The sequence below is a fragment of the Roseateles koreensis genome (assembly GCF_028595305.1).
Lineage (GTDB): Bacteria > Pseudomonadota > Gammaproteobacteria > Burkholderiales > Burkholderiaceae_C > Paucibacter_A > Paucibacter_A koreensis.
This window is the reverse complement of record NZ_JAQQXS010000003.1, coordinates 307,847-330,958: the sequence shown is the minus strand read 5'-3', so window position 1 is coordinate 330,958 and position 23,112 is coordinate 307,847. Positions and strand designations below refer to the sequence as shown.

The 23,112-nt window shown below is 61.7% G+C and carries 20 protein-coding genes, 1 tRNA gene and 2 pseudogenes; 5 read left to right on the top strand and 18 right to left on the bottom strand.

Annotated features, from left to right (window positions below):
• Positions 1-267 precede the first annotated feature (267 nt).
• Together PRZ01_RS04985 and PRZ01_RS04980 are read left to right on the top strand one after the other, a co-directional pair.
• Positions 268-1,014: an SDR family NAD(P)-dependent oxidoreductase gene (locus PRZ01_RS04985; RefSeq protein WP_273595651.1), complete on the top strand. Its 747-nt coding sequence runs from the start codon at positions 268-270 to the stop codon at positions 1,012-1,014.
• 117 nt (positions 1,015-1,131) lie between these two features.
• Entirely contained in the window at positions 1,132-2,349 is a 1,218-nt protein-coding gene (locus PRZ01_RS04980) for an acyltransferase family protein (protein ID WP_273595650.1), read from the top strand.
• Positions 2,350-2,376: 27 nt separating this feature from the next.
• On the opposite strand, the gene ada is transcribed toward PRZ01_RS04980, so the two are convergent.
• The 12 genes from ada to PRZ01_RS04920 all read right to left on the bottom strand — a co-directional run bounded on the left by ada (position 2,377) and on the right by PRZ01_RS04920 (position 15,057).
• Complete coding sequence (gene ada, locus PRZ01_RS04975; RefSeq protein ID WP_273595649.1) at positions 2,377-3,492, bottom strand: bifunctional DNA-binding transcriptional regulator/O6-methylguanine-DNA methyltransferase Ada; 1,116 nt, start codon at positions 3,490-3,492, stop codon at positions 2,377-2,379.
• Between the two features lie 157 nt (positions 3,493-3,649).
• Positions 3,650-4,414, bottom strand: a complete 765-nt coding sequence (locus tag PRZ01_RS04970) for an aldolase (RefSeq protein WP_273595648.1) — start codon at positions 4,412-4,414, stop codon at positions 3,650-3,652.
• 57 nt (positions 4,415-4,471) lie between these two features.
• Positions 4,472-5,176 carry a TenA family transcriptional regulator gene (locus PRZ01_RS04965; RefSeq protein WP_273595647.1) on the bottom strand — a complete coding sequence of 235 codons (705 nt, stop codon included), beginning with the start codon at positions 5,174-5,176 and terminating at the stop codon, positions 4,472-4,474.
• 36 nt (positions 5,177-5,212) lie between these two features.
• Entirely contained in the window at positions 5,213-6,925 is a 1,713-nt protein-coding gene (locus PRZ01_RS04960) for a GMC family oxidoreductase (protein WP_273595646.1), read from the bottom strand.
• Between the two features lie 63 nt (positions 6,926-6,988).
• Positions 6,989-7,753 carry an SDR family oxidoreductase gene (locus PRZ01_RS04955; RefSeq protein WP_273595645.1) on the bottom strand — a complete coding sequence of 255 codons (765 nt, stop codon included), beginning with the start codon at positions 7,751-7,753 and terminating at the stop codon, positions 6,989-6,991.
• Between the two features lie 46 nt (positions 7,754-7,799).
• Positions 7,800-8,543, bottom strand: coding sequence for a cupin domain-containing protein (locus tag PRZ01_RS04950; RefSeq protein ID WP_273595644.1), 744 nt, complete (start codon positions 8,541-8,543; stop codon positions 7,800-7,802).
• A gap of 51 nt (positions 8,544-8,594) precedes the next feature.
• Complete coding sequence (locus tag PRZ01_RS04945; RefSeq protein ID WP_273595643.1) at positions 8,595-9,893, bottom strand: FAD-dependent monooxygenase; 1,299 nt, start codon at positions 9,891-9,893, stop codon at positions 8,595-8,597.
• Positions 9,829-10,293, bottom strand: a complete 465-nt coding sequence (locus PRZ01_RS04940; RefSeq protein WP_273595642.1) for an FAD-dependent monooxygenase — start codon at positions 10,291-10,293, stop codon at positions 9,829-9,831. The genes PRZ01_RS04945 and PRZ01_RS04940 overlap by 65 nt, the downstream gene beginning before the upstream one ends.
• Positions 10,290-11,063, bottom strand: coding sequence for a class I SAM-dependent methyltransferase (locus tag PRZ01_RS04935; RefSeq protein WP_273595641.1), 774 nt, complete (start codon positions 11,061-11,063; stop codon positions 10,290-10,292). The genes PRZ01_RS04940 and PRZ01_RS04935 overlap by 4 nt, the downstream gene beginning before the upstream one ends.
• A 42-nt stretch (positions 11,064-11,105) precedes the next feature.
• Positions 11,106-12,848, bottom strand: a complete 1,743-nt coding sequence (locus PRZ01_RS04930) for a class I adenylate-forming enzyme family protein (RefSeq protein WP_273595640.1) — start codon at positions 12,846-12,848, stop codon at positions 11,106-11,108.
• A 64-nt stretch (positions 12,849-12,912) separates the two neighbouring features.
• Positions 12,913-13,725, bottom strand: a complete 813-nt coding sequence (locus PRZ01_RS04925) for a class I fructose-bisphosphate aldolase (protein ID WP_273595639.1) — start codon at positions 13,723-13,725, stop codon at positions 12,913-12,915.
• Positions 13,726-13,734: 9 nt separating this feature from the next.
• A complete protein-coding gene (locus tag PRZ01_RS04920; RefSeq protein WP_273595638.1) occupies positions 13,735-15,057 on the bottom strand; it encodes a 3-dehydroquinate synthase II in 1,323 nt (440 codons plus the stop codon).
• Positions 15,058-15,662: 605 nt separating this feature from the next.
• Between PRZ01_RS04920 and PRZ01_RS04915 the strand changes: the two are divergent.
• Together PRZ01_RS04915 and PRZ01_RS04910 are read left to right on the top strand one after the other, a co-directional pair.
• A pseudogene (locus PRZ01_RS04915) lies at positions 15,663-15,833 on the top strand (transposase); the annotation flags it as partial.
• 472 nt (positions 15,834-16,305) lie between these two features.
• The gene (locus tag PRZ01_RS04910; RefSeq protein ID WP_273595637.1) at positions 16,306-16,533 is read left to right on the top strand and encodes a site-specific integrase; all 228 of its coding nucleotides are present in this window, start codon (positions 16,306-16,308) and stop codon (positions 16,531-16,533) included.
• Positions 16,534-16,659: 126 nt separating this feature from the next.
• On the opposite strand, the gene PRZ01_RS04905 is transcribed toward PRZ01_RS04910, so the two are convergent.
• The 4 genes from PRZ01_RS04905 to PRZ01_RS04890 form a co-directional block, all read right to left on the bottom strand.
• A tRNA-Ser gene (locus PRZ01_RS04905) sits at positions 16,660-16,747 on the bottom strand.
• An 83-nt stretch (positions 16,748-16,830) separates the two neighbouring features.
• A complete protein-coding gene (gene serS, locus PRZ01_RS04900) occupies positions 16,831-18,126 on the bottom strand; it encodes a serine--tRNA ligase (RefSeq protein ID WP_273595636.1) in 1,296 nt (431 codons plus the stop codon).
• Between the two features lie 85 nt (positions 18,127-18,211).
• On the bottom strand, positions 18,212-19,231 hold the full coding sequence (ispH, locus tag PRZ01_RS04895; protein WP_273595635.1) for a 4-hydroxy-3-methylbut-2-enyl diphosphate reductase: 1,020 nt from the start codon (positions 19,229-19,231) through the stop codon (positions 18,212-18,214).
• A gap of 1 nt (position 19,232) precedes the next feature.
• Positions 19,233-19,679 carry an FKBP-type peptidyl-prolyl cis-trans isomerase gene (locus PRZ01_RS04890; RefSeq protein WP_273595634.1) on the bottom strand — a complete coding sequence of 149 codons (447 nt, stop codon included), beginning with the start codon at positions 19,677-19,679 and terminating at the stop codon, positions 19,233-19,235.
• 70 nt (positions 19,680-19,749) lie between these two features.
• Between PRZ01_RS04890 and PRZ01_RS04885 the strand changes: the two are divergent.
• Positions 19,750-20,183, top strand: a pseudogene (locus tag PRZ01_RS04885) (UPF0758 domain-containing protein); the annotation flags it as partial.
• A 74-nt stretch (positions 20,184-20,257) separates the two neighbouring features.
• Here the strand turns inward: PRZ01_RS04885 and PRZ01_RS04880 are convergent.
• Positions 20,258-21,202, bottom strand: coding sequence for an alpha/beta fold hydrolase (locus PRZ01_RS04880; RefSeq protein WP_273595633.1), 945 nt, complete (start codon positions 21,200-21,202; stop codon positions 20,258-20,260).
• 10 nt (positions 21,203-21,212) lie between these two features.
• On the bottom strand, positions 21,213-22,511 hold the full coding sequence (locus PRZ01_RS04875; protein ID WP_273595632.1) for a serine hydrolase domain-containing protein: 1,299 nt from the start codon (positions 22,509-22,511) through the stop codon (positions 21,213-21,215).
• Between the last annotated feature and the right edge of the window lie 601 nt (positions 22,512-23,112).

Genomic DNA, 23,112 nt, shown 5'->3' with positions numbered 1-23,112 from the left:
GTGGCGTAGACCGCCGCGCCAGCAGACTTGATCCAAGAGTTGGGGCACGTTGCCGGAATCAGCGGTCACGTTCGACCGGAATACTCAAAAAGCAAGAAACGGAGTTTTCGCGCCCGTATCCATCCCTATATTCGGCAGTCCAAACACTCGGCTCACGCCGCCTGGTGCTCGTATCTTTGCAAATTCTCGCCATGCTGGCGCCTTCCCGTAGACGGTGGCGAGAGTGGCCCTTGAGGCGCCCTACCTACAATGGATGGAAATGTCACCATGAACCAGTTCGCAGGAAAAATCGCGCTCGTCACCGGTGCATCGCGCGGCATTGGCCGTGCCATTGCCTTAACCCTCGCCCGTGGCGGCGCTCACGTGCTGGTCCATTGCAATCAGGGCAGGGACAATGCCGGGACCGTGGTCGCCGAGATCCGTGCTGCCGGCGGTAAGGCCGATGCCCTCGCCGCCGATCTCGCGGCGGCGGACGGCGCGCACAAGCTCGCCGCTATTGTGCGCGAACTTGCCGGCCCCGCCCTGAATATCCTGGTCGCCAACGCCGGCCTGGCCAAGACCGCGCCAATCGCCGACATGGCCGTCGAAGACTTCGACCGCCTGTTCGCCGTGAATGTGCGGGCGCCCTATTTCTTGGTGCAGCAACTGCTTCCCCTATTCGTTAAAGACAGCAGCATCGTCATGCTGTCTTCCCTGGCAACCCGGTCGACGGTGGGCGATATTTCCGCCTACGCCGCGACCAAGGGAGCAGTCGAGACCCTGGTGCGGCATTTCGCCTACGCTGTGGGCGAGCGGGGCATCCGGGTCAACGGGGTGGCGCCCGGCGTGGTCGATACCGATATGTCCGAGTTCGTCAGGACCGACGCGGGCCGCGATTTCGTGCTCGGCATGCAGGCGCTCAAACGGGTCGCGCAGCCGGACGATATCAGCGACGTAGTGGCCTTCCTCGCATCGGATGCTGCGCGCTGGATCAGCGGCGACATCATTCAAGTCGATGGCGGCGCCAGGCTGTAAGTCGTCGTGTCATACATCAGTCTCCACCAAACCCGCCGCACAGTGCGCGCGATGTTGCTGCGGTGGCGGACATGGACATTTCCTCCACCTGCAATCGCCATGCCCATACGGAAACTGATGGAAAGCCACAGCACGCCCACGGTGCGCAATCTTGAGCTGGATCGCTTGCGGGCGGTGGCCGTGATCCTGACCTTCTTTGTGCATTTCCGCCAGGTGTTTTTTCCCTGGTCGTTCACGATGAAGTTCAAGGAGTCAACCTCGATCCTCGACCTGTTCAGCATGTCTTGGGGCGGGGTGGATCTGTTCTTCGTCATCTCCGGCTTTATCATCTCGAAGACCATCGTCAGCGAATTCGATAAACATCGGAGAAATCCATTCTCGCTGGCCTCGTATATCAAGGCGTTTTACGTGCGCCGGATATTTCGCATCCTGCCGGTCGCGTGGTGTGTGATTCTGCTGGTCCTGTTCTGCGGCGCGTTCCTGAACGAGGGCCAGTACTTCGCCAACTCAGTCTATAACGTGCAGTCCGCGATCAATATTTTCATCTACACCTTCAATTTCTGGCTGCCCGAACACAAGACGGCGCAAGGCGTGCCGCTCGCGCCCTACTGGAGCCTGTCGGTGGAGGAGCAGTTCTACCTTCTATATCCGGTCTTCCTGCTCCTCGCACGCACGACACGCCAGCGCGTGCTGTTTTTGGTCGGTGCGCTACTTGTGATTTCCCTCGTGATCCGGCCGTTCACCTTGTCCAACCCAGTGCACGTTTTCTTTTATACGCAAAGCCGCTGCGATGGCTTACTGTATGGTTGCCTGCTGTATCTCTTCACCGTTCAGCCATGGTTTTCGGCGATACGCATGCATGCGGGCCACCACCGCTATGCTGGCGCGATCCTGGTCAGCGTGCTGGCCCTTGCCCTCGCCGGCACGACCGCCCTAGGTTTCAGCAATACCGTGGTGATACCGGTCGTGTGCGTCATCTCCGCGCTGCTGGTGTTTATCGCGGCCTGCGAAGGCGGCTTGGTGGTCTTCCCGTGGCCGCTGCAGATCGTGCTCGACTATATCGGCAAGCGCTCGTACACCATCTATCTCGTGCATCTGCCCATGTTCTTTCTCACCATGGAGATCATGTTCCGCTACACCCGCGGCCGCGGCATAGCGATCACCTCGGATCTGTGGCTGGAATACACGGTTTTGATGTTCGCGCTGGTCCTGAGTATGACCGAGCTCATCTACCGCCTGGTCGAGCGGCCCATGATCGCGCGAGGCATGCTGGTCGCCGAACAGATCATGTCGCACGAACACGAACGAGTCGTCCGTGCCGACGTCTCCGTATAGCGCATGCCGCGCGCCACGACCGGGCCGCTAACTCATCTCGGGCTTAGCCATAGCCTTAGCCTCCGTGTCCGCCATCGCTTCGCGCTGCAGCAATTCGCGCTTGCGCTCGACGCCCCAACGATAACCCGAAATATCGCCGTTGCGCAGCACCACGCGATGGCAGGGAATGGCGACCGCGATGCTATTGGCGCCACAGGCCTGGGCGACAGCGCGCACTGCCTTGGGCGCGCCGATGCGCTCGGCAACCTGCGTATAGCTCACGGTGGTGCCCGGCGGAATTTCGCGCAATGCCTGCCAGACTCGCTCCTGGAAGGCCGTGCCCTGCACATCCAGAGGCAGGTTCAAGCCCATGGCAGGCGCCTCAACGAAGCCTACCACTTGTGCGACCAGTTGTTCAAACTCGGCATCGCCGCCTGTCAACTGCGCCTTGGGGAATTTATCCTGCAGTTCGCGCACCAGGATGTCGGGGTCATCTCCGAGCGTGATGGCGCAGATGCCGCGCTGGCTCTGCGCCACCAGGATGGCGCCCAACACGCACTGCCCCACGGCGAAGCGAATCAGCGCATTTTGCCCGCCAGCCCGGTAGTCGCTTGCGCGCATCCCCAGCAGGCGATCCGATTCCTCGTAAAAGCGGCTGCTCGAGTTGAAGCCGGCGCTGTAGATAGCGGTCGTGACGGAGGTTCCCACACCGCTGAGCTCTTCCCTGAGCTTGCGCGCGCGGGCGGCCGAGGAGTAGGCCTTCGGCGTCAGTCCGGTTTCGGCCTTGAAGAGCCGATGGAAGTGGAACGCGCTGATGCCGACATCGGCGGCGATCTGGTCCAGGCTGTGGGGCGTGTCGCATGCCTCGATAATGCTGCATGCCTGGGCCACCAGCGTCGTGCGCTGTGCCGCGCAAGCCGTCAGATCCGCCGCCGCGCGTCGGCTCGGGCGGTAGCCCGCTGCTTCGGCCGCCGACGCCGTATCGAAGAACTCCACGTTCTCCCGCTTGGGCAAGCGCGCCGCGGAACTGGGTCGGCAAAAAACGCCGGTGGTCTTGACAGCGTAGACGAAAAAAGAGTCCGCGACCGGATTGCGCGCCAGCACCGCAGCCCACCGTAATTCGTCGCAGTGAAAAGCCTGATCAGGGGGGGCATTTTTCGTCATCGTCGATTTGAATGTTTTATATTGTTATCAACGTAGGGCAAACTCCAGGCGCAGGAACTCCGTTCCTTGCGATTGAATTCCGTGACGGGCGGTCGAGATCGCCCGTCACGGGGTTTGGCTGGCAGGAATCACGGCGCAAAGGGCTGGCGCCAGGGGGCTAAGGGCTGCGGCTAGCGGCAGGCTTCGCAGCGCGTCTGGCGAAGTAATGAAACGCCGCTTCAATCCGCTGCTCGTGCAAGATCCAGTCGTGTGCTTCGCGCGCCAGGGCGGGATCGAGGTCGTTGATCTGGCCCGCCTGGACGGCGAGCAACTGCATGCGCGCGGCGCGCTCGCATTGGATGGCGACCACGCAGGCCTCCTCTACCGACGAGCAGGCGACGACGAGGCCATGGTGGGCAAGCACCGCCGCCCGTTTTTCGCCCAGGGTTCGGGTGATGATCTCCCCTTCACTATTTCCAACGGGAACTCCCGGCCAGGTGGCCAGAAACGCCACGTCGTCGTAAAGCATGCAGGCGTCCATCTGGGCGATCTTGAGCGGCGTGCCCGTGATCGAGAGCGCACACACATGAATCGGGTGCGTGTGCACAACGCATTGAACGTCCGGCCTAGCCCGGTAAATCCAGCTGTGGAACAGGTTTGCCGGGTTGGCCATGCCGTCGCCCTCAAGTACTTCCAGGTCCTGGTCCACCAACAGCAGATTGTCGACCTCGATTTCGTCGAATCCCAGCCCCAGTCTTTGGGTCACGTAGGTGCCCGGCTGCTCGCCGCGCGCCGTGATCTGCCCGGCCAGGCCGGAATCATGGCCGTGCTCGAAGAGAATGCGGCAGGTGGCAGCGACTTTCTGACACTTGCTCCATTGCGGGAGAACCAGTGACCGCGCCATGCGCTTGTGGGCGATATCGGTGAGCGTGGACTTGTCCATGCTAAAGCTTGCCACGTGAGCGGACGTGCTCATTGATCTGCTCCCTGAGATTGGCGGTCAGGCCGCGTCAAGGACGGACTTGTCTTGGTGGTGAGCCGCTTCAATGGCGCTGAAAAAGTCCATACGCGCTCGTGCCAGCGCGCCCCCCGCCGCGATCATAATGTCCAGCTGCGCCAGGTCCTGCTCGGCAGTCAGGACCATGATGTCGCACAGGGTGTCCGCATGGCCGTCGTCGCATTCAATGTGCATGCGGAAAAAATCCATGTCCTGCCCGCCGATGCCGTGGGAGGCGAAGCCGGCCATGATATCCGCGTACACGGGTGCCACCAGGGCTTCCGCGCCGAGGCACAGGGCGCCCAGGCCCATGGCGGGGTTGGGGTTGTGGCAGTGGTCCGACATGGTGCCGATCAGGGCCAGGGTGCCAGGCGAGGGGGCGGGACCGGTTTCCAGGCTCAGGTCGAATCGCTCCAGCATCGACTTGTAGATGACGCTGTGCGGGGTCGGGCTGTCGCTCGTCAATCCCAATTCTTCGAACAGGTTTTCCGCCAGGGCTTGAATCTGATCGGTGCTTTTAAGGTTGGACATCAGGGCGCACAGATAGCGGACGAAATGGCGGCTGTAATGCCCCTGTTGCACGAGAAATTGCTTAAGTACCGGCATCGGGATCGTGCCTTGCCTGCAACGCTTCAAAAAAGAATGCTGAACAACAGATGCCGTCAATTCGACCCGTGCCGATTCGAGCGCATGCCTTACGAGGTCCATGGGTATTGCTCCTGGGTTGGGGGGTGAGTGCCGCCGCTATTGCGCCAGCAGTCCGGCGGCGCGCGCCTCGCTGATCAAGCGCTCGGCTGCCAACTGTGCGACGGTCAGCACTGACGCTTGAATGTTCACGGTCGGCACTTCGGGAATGACCGACGCGTCGACCACCCGCAGCCGCTCGATGCCCCACACCTTGAAGTTGGCGTCGACCACGCTGGTCGAGGCATCGCGCCCGGCTATACAGGTACCTGTGAAGTGCAGCCCCGCCCCGCCCTGCTGTGCGATGAAGGCCAGCTTCTCCGCGCGCGAACGCAGCGACGCAGTCGAATACCGTCCCCCGTAGATGCCGTTCATGCCCTGGTTCGATCCGATGTCGATCGCGCGGTCCAGGCCGAGCAGCATATTGTCCTGGTCGATGCCTTGTTCCAGGTACCGGGGGTCGATGCTCGGCGCTTGCCGCGGATCGGCGCTGGTCAGGCGCACGCTGCCACGGCTACGCGGCTTGCTCAGAAACGCGATGACGGCATAGCCGCTGCCGGCCGGCAGGCTGGCGCCGAACGGATACTGCATCCCCGCCACTTGCACATCCGGCGCGGATTGCCCGTATCCGGTGCTGTAGTACGCCATGGTCGACACCCCATTCGAGACCTGGGCCGGCAAGTTCACCTTCGACTTGAAAACGACGCTCGTCAGCATGTGGTCCTGTAGATTGCTGCCGACGGCTGGCATGGCCTGCTGCACCCGGATGCCATGAGCGGCCAGATGATCGGCCGGTCCCAGCCCGGACAGCATCAGGATCTTGGGCGACTCACAGGCGCCGGCGCTGACGATGGTTTCGTGCGTCGCATTGATACGGAGCGCGACGTTGTCGACCACCGCCTCAACCCCGCGGCAGTGCCTGCCCTGTATAAGCAATTTCGTGATCAGGGTGTCCGATAGCACCTTCAGGTTGGGACGCACCAGCGCCGGCACCAGCATCGCCTGCGCCGGACCGGAGCGGCGCCCGTCGGCGGTCGCGTTTACTTCCGCCACACCCACGCCGTCGAGCGGCCGGCCGGCGTTGAGCTCAATGGTTCTCAAGCCCGTCGCGGCGCTGGAGGCGAGGTAGGCCGCCGTCAGCGGATGGCTGTCTGCGTAGCGCCCGACATTGATCCGTCCGGTCTGCGCGTGGCGCGCGGCGGCGTCCAGCGCGGCCGGCTGCGCCACTTTCAGGTAAGCCCGGTTGAGCGCATCCGGATTCCACTCCTGGCCCACCAGACGGCACCACTGCGCGTAGTCGCGCGGGTCGCCGCGCAGCCAGATCATCGCGTTGATGCTGCCCGAGCCGCCCCAGACCTTGCCGCCCGGCGCGCCCTGCCGCCGGTTGGCCAGATGCGGCTGCGGCGTGCTCAGGCGCGCCCAGTCCGTCTCGCTCGACAGATTCTGGAGCCAGTACGCGACCTCGGCGATCTTCGGCTGATTGATGTTGCTGGTCCCCGCTTCGATCAGCAGCACCGAGGCGCCGGTCGCGGACAGGCGGTCGGCAAGCAGGCAACCGGCCGAGCCGGCGCCGACGATGATGTAGTCGTAACTGTCCTTCAATGCCGCGCTTTGACTCGCCTCGGCAGCCTCCGCGTAGGAGCCGAAGGCCCCAGTCCCGACGGTGCCAGTGCCCAGTGCGATCAGCCGGGCCAGGAAATCACGGCGTCTGCCGGCGGCGGGTGCGCCCTCGGCCGCCGGACCGGAGTTGCCGTGTGTTGAAGGTTTGCTCATTGCCTATCCTTATATGGAATACAAAGAACGGGGCGTCGGCACGGACCGCCCCAGGGACGGTGATCAGGTTTTGGTGATGGTGACGCCGCCGTCGACGAAGAAGGTGGTGCCGGTCACAAAGCTGGACGCATCGGAGGCCAGGAACAGCGCCGATTTCGCGATCTCAACCGGCAGGGCCAGGCGCTTCATCGCGTGGATGCCTTCGACAAACGCTCTCGCTTCGACCGTCGGGGTCGCGGCGCCGCCCATTTCAGTGTCGGTTCCGCCCGGCATCAGCACATTGACTCGGACTCCCCTCGCCCCGTACTCGGCCGCCAGGGTGCGCGCCAGTCCGACCAGGCCGGCCTTGCTGGCCGCGTAGGCAGCCATGCCCGGCAGGCCGATGCTGTAGCCGACGAAGGACGAGGTGAAGATCAGCGAGGCATTGCCGCGCTTGAGCAAGGCGGGTATCTGGTACTTCGCGCAGTAGAAGGCGCTGGTCAGGTTGGTGTCGATGGTGTCGTGCCAGCCCTCGGCCGTCAGTTCCGCCACGTCGCCCATCGCGCCCAGGGTGCCGGCGTTATTGAAGGCGATGTCGAGTCCGCCAAAATGTTCGATCGCCAACTCGACCCCCTTTTCCGCGACCGCTTCGTTCTTCACGTCGCCCACCAGAGCGACCGCTTTCCCGCCGGCGGAGAGGATCTCGTCGACCAGCGCATACAGCTTCGCTTCCCTGCGGGCGACCACGACAACGTTGGCGCCTTCGCTTGCGAACAGTTTTGCCGCTTCGTAGCCTATGCCGGAACTCGCGCCGGTCACAATTGCTGTCTTGTTTGCCAGAGTGGCCATGTTTTTCCTCGATAAGTTCAGATAGTTGACTTGCTGATGCTGTCCGTCAGGCCGGTTCGCCCGACTTGAGCAACTTGATGAGCCCCGGGAGATTCTTCCCGAAGGGCGCAATTCCTTCTTCGACCTTCTCGGCGTACTGCCAGAAATCGTTGCTGAACATCATGCCAAACGCCCTCGCCTCGCTCACCGCCTTGAGCTGCACGATGGGGTTGTTCAAGGCGCCCTTGAGACTAGGCAAGATGGGCTTGGCGATGGACTTGAAATATTCGAGCAAGGATTCCTCACCCGGCGTGTCCGGGGTCCACACCAGTTGCACCACCACGGTCTTGTCAGTCACGTTGAGAAAGCCATGCACATGGTTGCGCAGCCCGAACACCAAGCTGCCTTTCTTCATGGGGATCATGCGGATCGTGTCTCGCCCCACCACGTCGGGCGTGTTGTCGAGGTCCTTGTAGCGCCGCGTCCCCATCAGCATGACGATGCCGCCTTCGGGCGCGTAGAACCATTCGTCGGTCAGGGTGTGGGCGTGCAGCGGCGGACCGGAGCCGGGCGGGATCTCGACCTTCGCCATCAGATAGCGACCGTTTGTGCTGCTGCCGGTTCTGATGAACCTGATCGAGGCGCCCTTCGGCTCGCCGTTCACGACCAGCGGTTCGGGATCGTCCCCGACCAGAGCGAACGCGGCCGCGTTTGCCTCGGCATCGTCGGCGATATCGGATTCCACCAATGCCGACGATGCCATGACCATCGCTTCAGGCGCTGCAACTTCTTCTTCCACCATCGTATTCATCTGACCTCCTTGTTTAGTCACACCAGCAGGAACAAATTCAAACTAACCCGATCACGAACAGCTCAATACTGCGCTGGTGCCACGCCCGACCGCCCGGTCCAGCAGCGCCTGTGCGTCATCGGGGATCTCGTCGCCCCGCCAGGCGATGTGCTGGTCTGGACGCACCAGGATCAGTCGTTTCCGGTACAGCTGGTCGGCCGAATCGGACGCAATGTCGAGCACCCGCAGCGGGATGCCTCGCTTGTCGGCGGCGTAGGCCAGGCGGTCGACCGGCGCCGGGTCGGCGCCAATGCGCAGCAAGGTAAACCCGTGGTACAGAAGGTCGAACAGCGAGCGCCGCTGCGCGCCCTCGCCGTCTAGCCACAAGTGAGGCAGTCGTCCGCCCGGCACGTCGCTGGGTTGGTACTCCAGCGTGTCGTAGGCGGGCGGCTCGCCGTCGGGCCAGACGATCGGCGAGCCGTCGTAGCGGGCTCCCAGTTCCACCCCCAGGGAGGTGAACTGGCCACGGAAGTCCTGCAGCACCATGCCGAAGCGCGCGCGCGCCTCTTCGCCGCGCGCGCCCGCCTCCTCGATGTCGTCCGGGATCGCAAGGTTGCCGACCCGCTGCGTCAGCTGCCGCGCCGCCGCCGTATTGCGATGGGCGATCGGTCGCCGTTCCGTTTCGTACGAGGCGAGCAGGGATTCGCCGGCCCAACCCTGCACCGCCGCCGCCAGTTTCCAGGCGAGGTTGGCGGCGCCGTCGATGCCGGTGTTCATGCCGAAACCACCGGTCGGCGAGAACAGGTGGATGGCGTCGCCCGCCAGGTAGATCCGGCGTTCCGAAAAACGTTCCGCCACCAGCGCCGCACCGCCATGCCACACCGCATGCGCCAGCACGTCCATCTCGATGTCGGCACCGACGCCCTCGCGGATGCGGCGGATGATGTCCGCGTCGTCCGGTTGCTCGTCGTCCGCCCCGGCCTTGCTCATCAGCAGGAACTCGTCCGCGCCGTTAAGGCTGATCAACAGCATGCGCAGGCCGGGCGACATAATGTTGTACATCCACGCCTTCTTGTCGGCGGGAATGTCGTGCTGCAGGGCGGGGATCCGCACATGGGTCGAGAACATGCGGCCCGTCAGAAAGCCCGCGCTCTGCTCGCTGGAACCGAGGTAGCCGATGCCCAGCTCGCGCCGCACGAAACTCTGGCCGCCGTCGCAGCCCGCCATGTAGTGCGCGCGCCAGCGCTCGGTCGCCCCGGAACCGCCTGCGTCGACGGCGGTGACCCACACGCCGCTGTCATCCTGCTCAAACCCCGTCACCCGCCAGCCGAAGCGCAGGGTGATGTTGGCACGGCCGCGCGCATGCTCCATGCATGTAGCGGTCGACATACATCTGGTTCGCGCGCAGCAGCGGTTCAGGCGTCTGGTCGGTAGCCGGCGCGTCCTGCGCCATGCACATGCGCCTCTGTTCGGACGGTAGCTCGAAACGCGCCAGTTCGAAGCCGTTCAGCCGCGTAAAGTAGGCGACGTCACGCGGATGGTCGGCCGGCAGGCCGAGCTTACGGACCGCGTCGGCGATGCCCACGCGGCGGTAGTGCTCCATCGTACGCGTGTTGTGGGTGCTGCCCTTGGGGTGCAGGCGGGTGCCAGTGGCGCTGTCGAACACCACCGACGCCACGCCGTGCCGGTCCAGCAGCAGGGCCAGCATCAGCCCCACCGGGCCGCCGCCGACGATCGCCACCGGCGCGACGGGACGGAGGGCCGAGTTCAAGCCGAACCTTCCCTGAAATGACCTTGCCGCGCGCCCACCGTGGCAGGCTGATGGTCTGCGAACAGCTGCAAGATATCGTAACGGGGCGCACCCGGGCCCTGGCCGAACACCGACTTGAGCACCGTGGACTTGTAGCCGCACGTGCCGAGCAATCCGGTCAGGGCGCTCTCGTCGCCCTGGCTGCTGAAGCCCAACAGCAACATGCCACCCGTGTTGAGATAGCGTTGCGCGTCTTTCAGGAAGCGGCGGTGCGCGGCGTAGCCGGCATCGCAGAAGGCGCGCAAGATCTCCTTGTCGAACACGTATTCGTCGGGAACGAAAACAAAATTCGAATTCCAGAAGATGACATCGAAACGTTCGCCTTCGCGCAGCACGTCGAACAGGTCTCCGTGGCGGGTCGACACGATGGCGCCGACCCCGTGCAAGATGGCATTGGCACGCGTGTTGAGCACAGCTACCTCGCTGATGTCGGAGGCCACCACGCGCACGCAGCCTTCCAGCGCGGCCGTGACCGCCGTGACCCCGGCCCCGCAGCCGATCTCGAGGAAGGAGCCGCCGCGCACATAGGGCAGATGGCGGGTAAAAATGCCGGTCGACTGAAAATGGGTGGGGGGAAATACGCCTTCATGGACGACGAAATTGCGTCCCATGCATTCGTAGGTATCGCCGCCCTCTGCTTCGACGGCGGCGAGGCGCCGCCGCACCGACTGGTAAGCGTTGGAGTCGAAAGCGTCGGTTTTAGCACCGGCTTGGTGTGAATGATCGCTCATGATGTTCACCGTGTTGGTGGCTGGGGCTGGCTGACCCGCGGGTCAGATCTCCATGGCGGCAGTTTCCGGCGCCGACGCCCGGCGGCGCACATGCAGCACGCTTTGCAGCGCGCCCTGCTCGCCGGGCACGTGCTGCATGATCGACGGCCCCAGCTCGCGCAGCTGGCGCTTGAGCACCTTGCCGGTGGCGCCGACCGGCAGGAAGGCCAGGTCGCGCACCACGGCCACCGCAACCCCATCCTCTGGCACGCTCCCGCTGCGCGCCTCAATCGCACACCGCAGCGCCTGCAGTACCTGCTCCGCGATCGCATTCAGGGGTTGGCCCGGTTCGCGTTCCGGCAACACCACGGCCAGAATGACGGGACCGCCGGAGGTATCCATGCCGACCACGGACACGTCGCACACGCCGGCCACCTGCTGGGCCACTTCCTCCAGCAGCAGGGTGTACAGAGGCCCGCCCGCGGTGACCACCACATCGACTTCGCGGTCGATCTGGTAGAAGTCGCCGTTCTTGCAGAAGGCGACGTCCCCCGTCAGGAAGTAGCCCCCGCGCCAGGCGCCGATGGTCTGGCCCGGCCTGCGCCAGTAGCCGGAGGTGATAGTGGGCGAGCGCACGGCCAGCAGGCCGACCACGCCTGGCGCAACCTCTTCGCCGGTATCGGCGTTCAGAATTTTGGCCACCGCGATATCGACCGGGCGCCCGATGGAGCGCTGCGGGGCGATGCCGGCCAGGGTCGATTCGCTGCGGAACAGGGCCATGCCCAGCTCGGAGCTGCCGAAGGCGTCGATGAAACGCGATGCCGGCGCTCCGACCAGCAAGCGCCTCGTATGGGTCTGGTGCGCCGCGTCGCCCATGCTGAACCAGCGCCGCACCGACGCGAATTCATCACCAGCCACGCCCCCTTCCACCAGCAGCATGTAGCTCTTAGGGAAGGCGACGACGGTGGTTGGCGCGAACATGCGGATGGCGGCGCGCACCGATTCGCCGTCCTGGGTGCCCAGCACATAGGTGGGAATGCCGTGCAGAACGGCGGTCTCGAGATGGCTGAGGGCCGCCGAATGCGATTGCGGCAGGGCCGTCAGCAGGCGCTCGTCCGGGCCTTCCGCGAAGCGGCCGATACGCGCCCGTTTTCCCATGAAAAACTGGCGATGTTCGAAGCGCACCGCCTTGGGCAAGCCGGTCGTGCCCGATGTATGGCTGAGCATCACCAGAGTCGAGTCTTGCGGCGGCCGCGGCCACCATGCGGGCATCTGCGGCGCAGCCTGCAAGGTCGCCTCCGAGGCGTCGACGACGCCGTGCCCGTCGCCAGAGGCCGCCCAACCTTGCACGAACGCACTCGACACAAGGGTCCGCGCGTCCACCACGACGTCGGTGAAACCGTTCTCTTTCATGTAGGCGGCGCCGACGTCGGGCGGCATGGACGGATTCATCAGCGCAATCGCGGCGCCAAGGCTGGTCAGCGCCACGTAGTGGAGAAACGGCGCGATCCCGTCGCCGACGCAGACGGCGACCACATCGCCCTGGCCAACGCCACGTTGCAGATACCAGTCAGCCAGGGACATCCTGAACTGCTGCAAGGTGCTCAGGCTGAATTCGCTGACGGGCGCGCCGCCAGCCAGGCCGAAGCTCCGGTCGAGGTACAGGAAGGGTACGTCGCGCGTGGTGCTGAGCGCAAAGCAACTGTCGAAGAAATTCGCGCTGCCGAGCGAGTCGTCGCTACGAAGGGTGTCCAGCGCATCGGCGGACAGCAAGGTGCTTGGGGCGCGACGATTGGTGCAGTCCATTTTCATTGATCTCCAAATTGTGGATCTGGCATCGAACGACGCCCGCGTATTGACGGCGCGGCAATCAAACGAGGTCTAGTTCGACGTCCCGTTCCGTCTGTCCCGTTTCTTCCCTCACGCAGTCGGCCAAGCGGCGCAAAAAGGCGCGCGGCTGTGGATGCTGGAACACGTTGCGCCCGACGCACAGGCCGCTCGCGCCGTGATCGATCGCCGCACGGCCGGCCTTGAACAGCGCCTCCTCCGAGGTCTTCTCGCCACCAGCGAAGAAAATGCGGATATCGGGGCTGTGACGCGCGATGAGCTCGGAGACCTCCGCCATCGAGTCGGGCAGGGCCAGCTTGACGGCGTCGCAACCCATCTCGGTCACGACGCGCAGCAGATGGTTCAGACGCCTGACCTTCTCCTCCACCGACGGCACTTTGACCTTGTCGTAAAGCATGGTGAGCAGGGGCAGGCCGGCGGCATGCGCCGCGTCCGTCACCGCGCCGAGCATGGCAATGTTGTGTTCGAAATTGGTTGTGATGAAATTGATTTGAATCGACACCGCGTCCGCGCCGAGCTGGAGCGCGGTCTGGATGTTCGACACCATGATCTTGGTGTCCGATTCCGGCGCGATGTTGGCCATGCCGTTCAGATGAACGATGACCCCCGTGGACGGATGCAGCATGTTGCGGGAGATCAGGCGCTCAATCATGCCCTTATGGCCAAGCACGGCGCTGATGGAATTATTGAAAACCCATCCCTTAAGATCGTCGGTCACCTGCATGCCGTGGATGGGTCCGAGCGTCAGTCCGTGGTCCACGGGGACGATCAGGCCGCGCTGGGAATCCGGGAATAAGATGCGCCGCACTCTGAATTTTCTGCCGATATAGCCCATATCCGTCCCCTATTTTTCGATGATGGACTCGTTGATTTTGATACCCACATGACGCCCGGGCTCGGTGACATAACCGAGCACCTTGTCGCCGGGTTTCAGCTCGGAGATATTGAGCGGCTTTGCCGCATCGGAAAAAATCCGCACGTGCCAATCGTCCTGCATCAGAATGTTGACCCGCTCCTTGCCCGCGAACTCGACCTCGATCAACCGCAGGGGACGCTGCTCAATCTTGACCCGGCCGACCGATGCCCGGCGCACCTTCCCTTTGGAGTTGACGATCATCACGGGCGAGCCCGCTTTCAGCTCGCTCATGTAATCGGTGCGGTCGTCGGTGTTGAAGACATAGGAATGCACGGCACCCGCGTTCACGCGGAACGGCCGCAGCTCCATGTAGGGCAAGAAGAAGACCTCGGCGCAGCACAGCAGGCCGCCCTGGGAGGTGCTGCCGACCAGCATGCCTTCGTCGGGTTCGAACAGGGAAGCGGTGTCGATACATGCGCGGTAGCCCATGCCGACCGGACGGCTTTCCACCACCGTGCCGACCTGGATCGCCAGGTTCTCGTTCTCGGCGTGCGACATGCGGTCGAGAAAGCAGCTCATGGCATCGTGCTCGCGCGGCGAGAAAATCACCCCTTCGGCGCCGTATTCCATGACCCCGTACGAGACGATGGCATCGTCGACATTGCCGGTGTCCTTGATTTCCTTCATCAGGATCGTGCCGGTCGACTGCAGCGAAGCGATCACCAGTTCGAGCGGGATGTTGGTCGGATCGCGGAACAAGATCCAGAGGAAATTGAACTGAATGCCTTCGTTGATCGAACTGAGCAGGCTCTCGCGGTCGTCCACATAGCTGATGTAGCAGGTGCTCAAGCCGTCCTTGCCGAGTCCGTGCAGACTGCCGGCATCGTTATAGGCGACGACCCGGCTGTGGGCCCGCCCCGCCTTCTGAAATTCGGCGAAATGCGGGCTCTCGCGGAAGGCCTTCAGTTCGTTGGCGTCGCGAAGCTTGAGGATGACCTGCATGCGCGCGGGGATGGCGGGAAGAAAAACCGAGATGTTTGCGAGGTAGACAACCATGCCGCTGTAGAGCGAATTGACCACCCTGACGAAAATACTGTCGTCCGGCTGCTGTTTGGGCAGCTGGCTCGTATCGAACCAGACGTGGCGCTCGTCGACCGAGCTGCGTTTCGATTGCGTTCCGCTCCTTAAATTAACCAGTTTGACCGATGCGCGCCTTGCGACGGTGTTGGATGTTTCAAAAACCTCCGGCGCGGGCGTTTTTTGCGTCGTTTGCTGATGCTTGCTCTTTTCCGAGATCCCAAGATTTCCCATGCATTTCTCCTGTTTTAATTACCGGCCGACTCTTGCCTGGAAATGCGAACGCGAATTCGCTGCAGCCGTATTACTGGCGAGAGCCACTATGTGTTGTCCGTCTGGCGCGCCCCATTCACCCGGGTGAAGCGGCGTGTCCACCAAATAAATCATCAACAAAATAGTAATAAAATGCTGGGCAAAAATAAAATTCGTATGTATTGCGGATTTTTACGAAGAGTCATCAGGACCGTTCTTTACACGCAATCAGGGGATCGTTAAATGAACGGTGGGCGTCTGTGGGACCTTGCCGCTCCTGGTGGCAGTGATACGAAATCTTTCAGGTAGTGGGGAAAGGCTGCCATATAGCCTTTTCAAGGCATACAACCAGTGCTAATGAGTGGATTTCCTAGCAGCCGGTAATATGTCAAAAAGCATACTGACGGCATTGACCCTGAAAACTCTGTTTCTTGCTTTCAAATTAATTTAGTCGAACCTGCAAAATCCATTTCAGCTCTGCGCGCGGTCAGAACCGCACGGCGTACAGCGCGCGGTCATTGACCTGCTCCCCACCAGCCGTATCAATCTAAACGAGCAGGGGTCCGCAATTCAGGAGAATCGCGGACATGAGAAAGAGCAAATTCACCGAGGAACAGATCATTGGGTTCCTCAAGCAGGCTGAGGCCGGCATGGCGGTGGCGGAGATTTGCCGCAAGGGCGGGTTCTCGGATGCCACGGTCTACAAGTGGCGGGCCAAGTCCGGCGGTCTGGAGGTGCCCGAGGCACGACGGCTGCGCAAAGATGGCACGGTGCGCGATCCTGGCGGGAAGCCGGCGCCCGGGGTGGCAAACCGTGAGCTTGCCCTTTTCTCCGACATATGGAACATGGCCCGCGAATGGGGCTGCACAGAGAAGGAAAATCCATGTCACGGCGTATCAAAGAACGAAGAGACGCCCCGGGACTTCTATGCCGATGCCGAGGTCTGGGATGCCGTGTAAGCGCATGCCGTCGATGAACTGAAGGACGCGCTTGACCTGACTGCCCAGCGCCCTGGCGATGTGCTCAAGATGAGCGTGCATAGCGCCACCGCTGACGCCGTGCTTGTTCGCCAAGGCAAGACCAACAAGTTCTTGCAGATTCAGTTGGCAACGTTCAACGGAGACAAGACCCAACTTGGCGTTGTGGGGGAGCGGGTCAAGGCGAAAAAGGTACGTGGATTCAGCCTGCTACCCACCGCCAGGGGCCTAGCCCTGAAAAAGCACGCTGCGGGTGCGGTTTGTCGATGCCAGGGAGGCGGCTGCGGCCAAGGCCAAAGCGGACGGCAAGGCGGCGCTGGCGGCCCGTATCAAGCAGTTCCAATTCCGCGATGTGCGACCCAAGGCAGCCAGTGAACTTGACGACATCAAGCAGGCATCCAAGCTGCTCGGCCACACCGAAGAAGAGATTACGAAGAAGGTGTATCGGCGCGTCGGTGAGAAGGTCAACCCAACCCGATAGCGCATCAAGTCCGCCTGAGTTGCGGAGATTGGTTGCGGAGATTGGCCGATTTTTGCTTATTTTTGGGGCAACAAAAAACCGCCCTAAGGCGGTTCTAAGTGCCTGATTTAGCAGGGCTTTTACTACTGGAGGAGAGGGGGGGATTCGAACCCCCGAGACCTTTCGGTCCGCCTGATTTCGAGTCAGGTACATTCAACCACTCTGCCACCTCTCCTAAATTCGGTGAGCTAGTAGCAATTTCATGCTGCTAGCGAGTGAAGCCAATTATTCTAGCAGAATTTTTTTGACTCGTGGGAGTTAACCTCGCAAAACTTCAAGACCACCCAGGTAGGCACGCAAGGCGGTAGGCACGGTGATGCTGCCATCGGCGTTTTGGTAGTTTTCAAGCACGGCCACCAGGGTGCGGCCAACGGCCAGGCCTGAACCGTTCAAGGTGTGGACCAGTTCGTTCTTTCCCTGCGCGTTTTTGAAGCGGGCTTGCATGCGGCGGGACTGGAAGGCTTCGCAGTTGGAGCAGCTGCTGATTTCGCGGTAGACGCCTTGTGCGGGTACCCACACTTCCAGGTCGAATGTCTTGGTGGCGCTGAACCCCATGTCGCCGGTGCACAGGGCCAACACGCGGTAGGGGAGTTCCAGTTTTTGCAGAATGGCTTCGGCGTGGCCAACCATTTCGTCCAGCGCTTCGTAGCTCTTTTCAGGGTGAACGATCTGCACCATCTCGACTTTGTCGAATTGGTGTTGGCGAATCAAGCCACGAGTATCGCGCCCTGCACTGCCCGCTTCTGAGCGGAAGCATGGGCTGTGCGCGGTCAGCTTGATGGGTAAGTTAGCAACGTCCAGCACTTGCTCTCGCACGCTGTTGGTCAGCGAGATTTCCGAGGTGGAGATGAGGTACTGCTCAGCGGCTTCGTCGTCACCACCACGCAACACCCAGAACATGTCTTCCTTGAACTTGGGCAGTTGCCCCGTGCCTTCCAGCACTTCGCGGTTGACGATGTAGGGCGTGTAGCACTCGGTGTAACCATGCTCTTCGGTTTGGACGTCGAGCATGAATTGCGCCAGCGCCCGGTGCAACCGCGCCACGGGGCCGCGCATGAAGGTGAAGCGTGATCCACTCAGCTTGGCACCCGTCTCAAAGTCCAGGCCCAGCGTGGCGCCCAGGTCCACGTGGTCGCGGGGCGTGAACTCAAAGGCCCGGGGCGTGCCCCAACGGCGCACTTCAACGTTGCCGCTTTCGTCATTGCCCACAGGCACGCTTTCATGCGGGAGGTTGGGCACGGTCATCAACAGCGTGGCCAGCTCTTGCTGAATGGCGTCCAGACGCTCGGCGCCGGCCTTCAATTCATCGGCGATACCGCCCACCTCGGCCATCACCGCCGAGGCGTCTTCGCCCTTGCCCTTGAGCATGCCGATCTGTTTGGACAAGCTGTTGCGCTTGCCTTGCAACTCTTCGGTGCGCACCTGCAAACCCTTGCGTTCGCGCTCCAGCGCGGCGTAGCGCTCGACGTCCAAGAAAGCTTGCGGATTCTTGCGAGTGTTCAAACGCCCGATGACGGCGTCCAGGTCTTTGCGCAGCAGCGTAATGTCTAGCATTTTGGAATTCCTTGAAACTGTCTTGATTCTATGAAAGCAAAACGGCGCCGGATGTCGGCGCCGCGTCAGAGCGTTGGCGCCAGGCTCAAGATCGAGAAGAGCTCACTTCCGCCATGGACTTGTCACCCAAGCCTAGGGGCAGCGGGAAGCGTACATGCTCTTCAACACCGGGCAGGCTGCGCACGGTGGTGGCCCCCAAGGCACGCAGACGCTCGATGACCGCTTGCACCAGCACGTCGGGGGCTGAGGCGCCGGCGGTCAGGCCGACGCGGCGGGCCGTTTGGCCGTTGGGGCCGTCCAGCCATTCGGCTTTCAAATCATCGGCGCTGTCGACCATATAGCCGGGCGTGCCCAGACGTTCCGCCAACTCCCGCAGGCGGTTGCTGTTGGAACTGGTGGGGCTGCCGACAACGATCACCACATCCACTTGCGGGGCCATCACCTTGACGGCATCTTGCCGGTTTTGCGTGGCGTAGCAGATGTCCTGTTTTTTGGGCTCACGCACTTCGGGGAAGTGCGTTTTGACGGCCGCTAAGATTTCAGCCGCGTCATCAACACTCAAGGTTGTCTGGGTCACCACGGCCAGTTTGGCGGGGTTCTTGACCGGCACGGCTGCCACATCGGCCACATCTTCAACAAGGTAGATGCCTTCGCTCAACTGCCCCATGGTGCCTTCCACCTCGGGGTGGCCTTTGTGGCCGATCATGATGAACTCATAACCTTCCCGGTGCAGCTTGGCCACTTCCACATGCACCTTGGTGACCAGCGGGCAAGTGGCGTCAAACACCTGAAAACCGCGGCGTGCCGCCTCTTGGCGCACTTCTTGGCTGACGCCGTGGGCGCTGAATACCAAGGTGGCACCGGGGGGTACTTCCGCCAAGTCTTCAATGAAGATGGCGCCGCGGGCCTTCAAATCATTCACCACATAGGTGTTGTGGACGATCTCGTGGCGCACATAGATGGGGGCCCCGAATTTCAGCAAAGCGCGCTCAACAATTTCGATAGCGCGGTCCACCCCGGCGCAAAAACCGCGGGGTTCGGCCAAGATCACTTCGGGCGCGTTGAGCGGCGCTTCGCTCGCCTGCAGGGCTGCAGCGTCAGTCATGTCACAACACCCCAATCACTTGCACTTCAAAACTCACCGGCTGCCCAGCCAAGGGGTGGTTGAAGTCGAACAACAGGGCGTCAGGCGCCACTTCACGCAGCACGCCGGCATAGCTGCTCTGCCCGTCTGGCGTGGGGAATTGCACGACGTCGCCGACCTTGTATTGCTCGTCCGGGTCGCCAAGCTCACGCATCAGGCTGATTTTGACCCATTGCAACATGGCGGGGTTGCGATCACCGAAGGCTTCGCCACGGGCTAACTCGAACTGCGTACGGCTACCTTCCGCCAGGCCCACCAAGCGCGCCTCGATGGCGGGTGACAACTCGCCCGTACCTAAAGTCAAGGTGGCGGGCTTATCGGCAAAGGTGTTGATGACATCGGCGCCATCAGGACCGGCCAGACGGTAATGCAAGGTCAAAAAAGAGCCGGCTTGGATTGTGGGATTCATGGGAGCAATATTGGCTAGACTGCTCAGATTTTAGGGCCTGCTTCGTCAATTCCCTGCGCCATGCGGCCATATGTCTCGCAGCGACCTTCCTCCAGACGCACGCCCCCGCGAAAAACTGCTGGCCCGCGGCCCCCAAGCCCTGGCTGATGCCGAGTTGCTGGCCCTGCTGCTGCGCACCGGGACTGCTGGGTAACCCGTGCGGCAACTCGCGCAGGCTTTGCTGGACAGGTTGGGCGGTTGGGCGGGGCTGCTGCACGCCAAGATCAGCGATCTGGCGCAGGTTAAAGGCCTGGGCCCGGCCAAGCGGGCCGAGATTGCAGCGGTGCTTGTAATTGCGCGCCGCTCTTTGCTCCAGCAACTGGCGGAACGGCCGGTGTTTGATGCGCCGGATACGGTCAAGCAGTATTTGCGGCTCAAGTTGGCGGGCTGTCGCATGAAGTATTTGGCGTCATATTTCTGGACGCTGGGCACCGCCCGATCGCCATGGTGGAGATGTTTTGCGGTATGTCTCTTGCGGGCTGACAGCGGGTGTGGCGACGCCCCAATTCGCCGCCAAATAGACGCCACTCATCAGGTCCTTACCTGGCCGGGTGCTCACGCAGAAACGCAACTACCGCACTTGAGATGACGCCCGGCTGTTCAGGAAGCAATGCATGTCCCGCATGGGATACGGGCACCAGTGTCACTCTTGCGCCGTAATTCGCCTTGAGTAATTCCCCTGCGTCTTTCGGTGGGGCAATGAGATCGTCCTGCGCCTGTAGAACCAACATCGGGCCGCTACCACCTGCGTTGAAGTTACCGTTGCTATCAGACTTCGCAGCCCTGACCTGGCCAATCGCGCCCCAGCTACTCCAGCCACGTTTCCAGTATTCTGGGGCTTCAGCACCAGCGGCGAAGAAAACTTTGGATACGGACGCTCCACGCACGGACCAGGGAACAAATCCCAATGTGGACAGACGCAGTGAGCGCGCCACGTCCGCTGGCATAGTGTCGGTTTTGTCACCGGCGGCCACCAGTACCAAACCTGCTGTTTGCTTGGGGTAGAGTGTTGCAAATGTCCGCACCACGCGATTCCCAAAAGCGTGGCCAATCAGGTGGATACGTTCATTGGGAGCCACGCCAGCATCCGAAACGGCGAGGCGAATGTCACCAGCCAGGCCTCCCAATTCGTAGCGTGACAATCCGCCACCCGACCAGGTCATGATGCCGCGCGACTCCACCGCGATGGTGCGGTAACCAGCGTCCACCAAACTGGTTGCAAGTTCATTGAAGTCACTGACGGGTCGCCCCAAACTGGCCAGCAAAACCACCGTTTCAGTTTTTTCCGCGTTGGACTTAGGTTCCAGCAGGTAATAGGTGACTGTCGGCGTACCGGCCGCGGTGTGGACGGTTCCAAGCGCTGGGCGGGCGTCATCGGCAAGTGCATGGGTCAAAATCCATGCAACGCCAAGCACCAGGATGCACAAAACCCCGTAGAGCGAATTACGCACGTAGTGACTTGGAGCCGAAGTTGTTTTTGTCATGGCAATTCCTTCAGCGATTCAAGGCACGTGCGATCGTCTTAAATACGGCACTGCGAAGAGGTTCTCGGGTCCGGGTCGTATCCGGGTCCGTCGAATACAACCCAATCACGGTCTCCGCCTTGGGTGCTATCCAAAAGCGTTGGGCAAACTGGCCCTGGCATTGGAAAGATTCAAATTCGTCGTGGGTTAACCACCACTGGTCGTGATACGAGCCATTCGGAAGGATCGGGCCATCCGCACTGGCTGCAAACGCCGCCCTGTCACCTCCGCGCCGAATCGCGCCAATCACGGCCGCAGGCACAACTTGTTTATTTCCCACCCGGCCATCGTTGCGAATCATTTCGGCAAAGCGCACCATGTCGCGCATGTTGGCTTGCAAGCCAAAGGCTGCAATGGGTGTCTTACGGGTATCGAGCAGAAAGTCACCATCTTGTTCGGCGCCGATGGGCTGCCAGAATCGTTCGCTGATCAAATCAGGGACCGATTTACCGCTGACGCGGTGCAGAATCCATCCGAGCGTTTCCGTGCTGACGTTGTCATAGCGAAATGGCCCAGTTCCATGCGCGGTTGTGGGTCGGGACGCCAGTACCATTTCCATGGCCCCGTCGGGCCCTGCGTAGTCTTTCGGACGCGGAAACATGCCATAGGCCTGCTGTGCGGCAACCTGAATGCTTCCGCCCACATGGACATCGTCACCGAGTTTGAAATTTGCCCGCATGTCCAACAACTCTTGGAGCGTCGCGGAGCCGACTGCTGATGATGCGATCTCGGGCAGATAGCGTGATGCCGGTGCAGCCAGATCCAACTTGCCTTCGTGGGCCAGGATGACCACCAACGTACCGATCAGGCTCTTGGTGCAGGAATTGGTGGCATGCAATGTGTCCGGAGTCATGTCGCCGATATAGCGCTCGTAGACCACCCGTCCGCGGTGCAAGACCATTAAGGAATCGGCTCCCAGAATGCGATAGGCCTCTGCTACGGAAATTTGCTTGCCTTGCCATTCCACGCTCAGTGCATCGACGTCGAGCGGCTTACCTTGCGGCAAAGGCATTGGCATATCCGTCCCACGCGAAATGCGTGTTGTGTTGGCCAGGGTAGACATGTGCATCAGCGTCCAGCGGATAAAGCGCGGGCTGATACTGTTTCGCAAAGTAACCTGATTTTCCGCAGTGGGCGGTGCGCCGACCATGACCCCCACTTGGCTGGGGACGTCGGTGATAGCCGGTGGGGCCTTGGCCAAATCAGCTGCATGCAGTGCAGTGCCGCCGAGCAGGATAGGTATCAACGCCAACTGATGCAGTTTGAACATGTCGTTTTCTCGCTCTAGGTGTTTCGGTTGTCTCGTGACAGAAGCGCACCCAGACGATATGCGGCAATGCCCCAGTATGTGCCACAGCAATCGATGCGCCAAGCGCGCCGTGCCATCCGACACGCTTCCTGGCCACGTGGGTTGCATAACCGCCATGAGACTGGAGGGATTCCAAGACTGCGACGGCTTGGTATTACTGACATTGGTTGCCATTGGGCGACTGTAACCAAAGTCGCGGAACTGGGACGCGCTTCACCTACTGTGTCGCCCGTTTGTTTTGCAGAACCTTTCAAATTCGAATATCGACGCTGTTGGGCATACCATTGCGACGTTTCCCCTGCCATGTTCGACAACAATTTGGGTCGCAGCAAAACTGCCGTTCGCGAGCGGCTTGGTCCGCCGCGGCATACCCGACTCACAAGTCGGCGTTTCATTGCATGGAGTTGAGCGTACTCGAATGGTCGCCGTCACGCAGCCAGTTGATCAGTCGCGTTTTCCGCTTTGGTTCGGCTCCAAAAATTCAGACCGACGATCTGGACGGCAATAAACGCGGCATTGGAGCCAATGTGGATTGCCAACGCGAGCCGCGCTTTGAATCCAC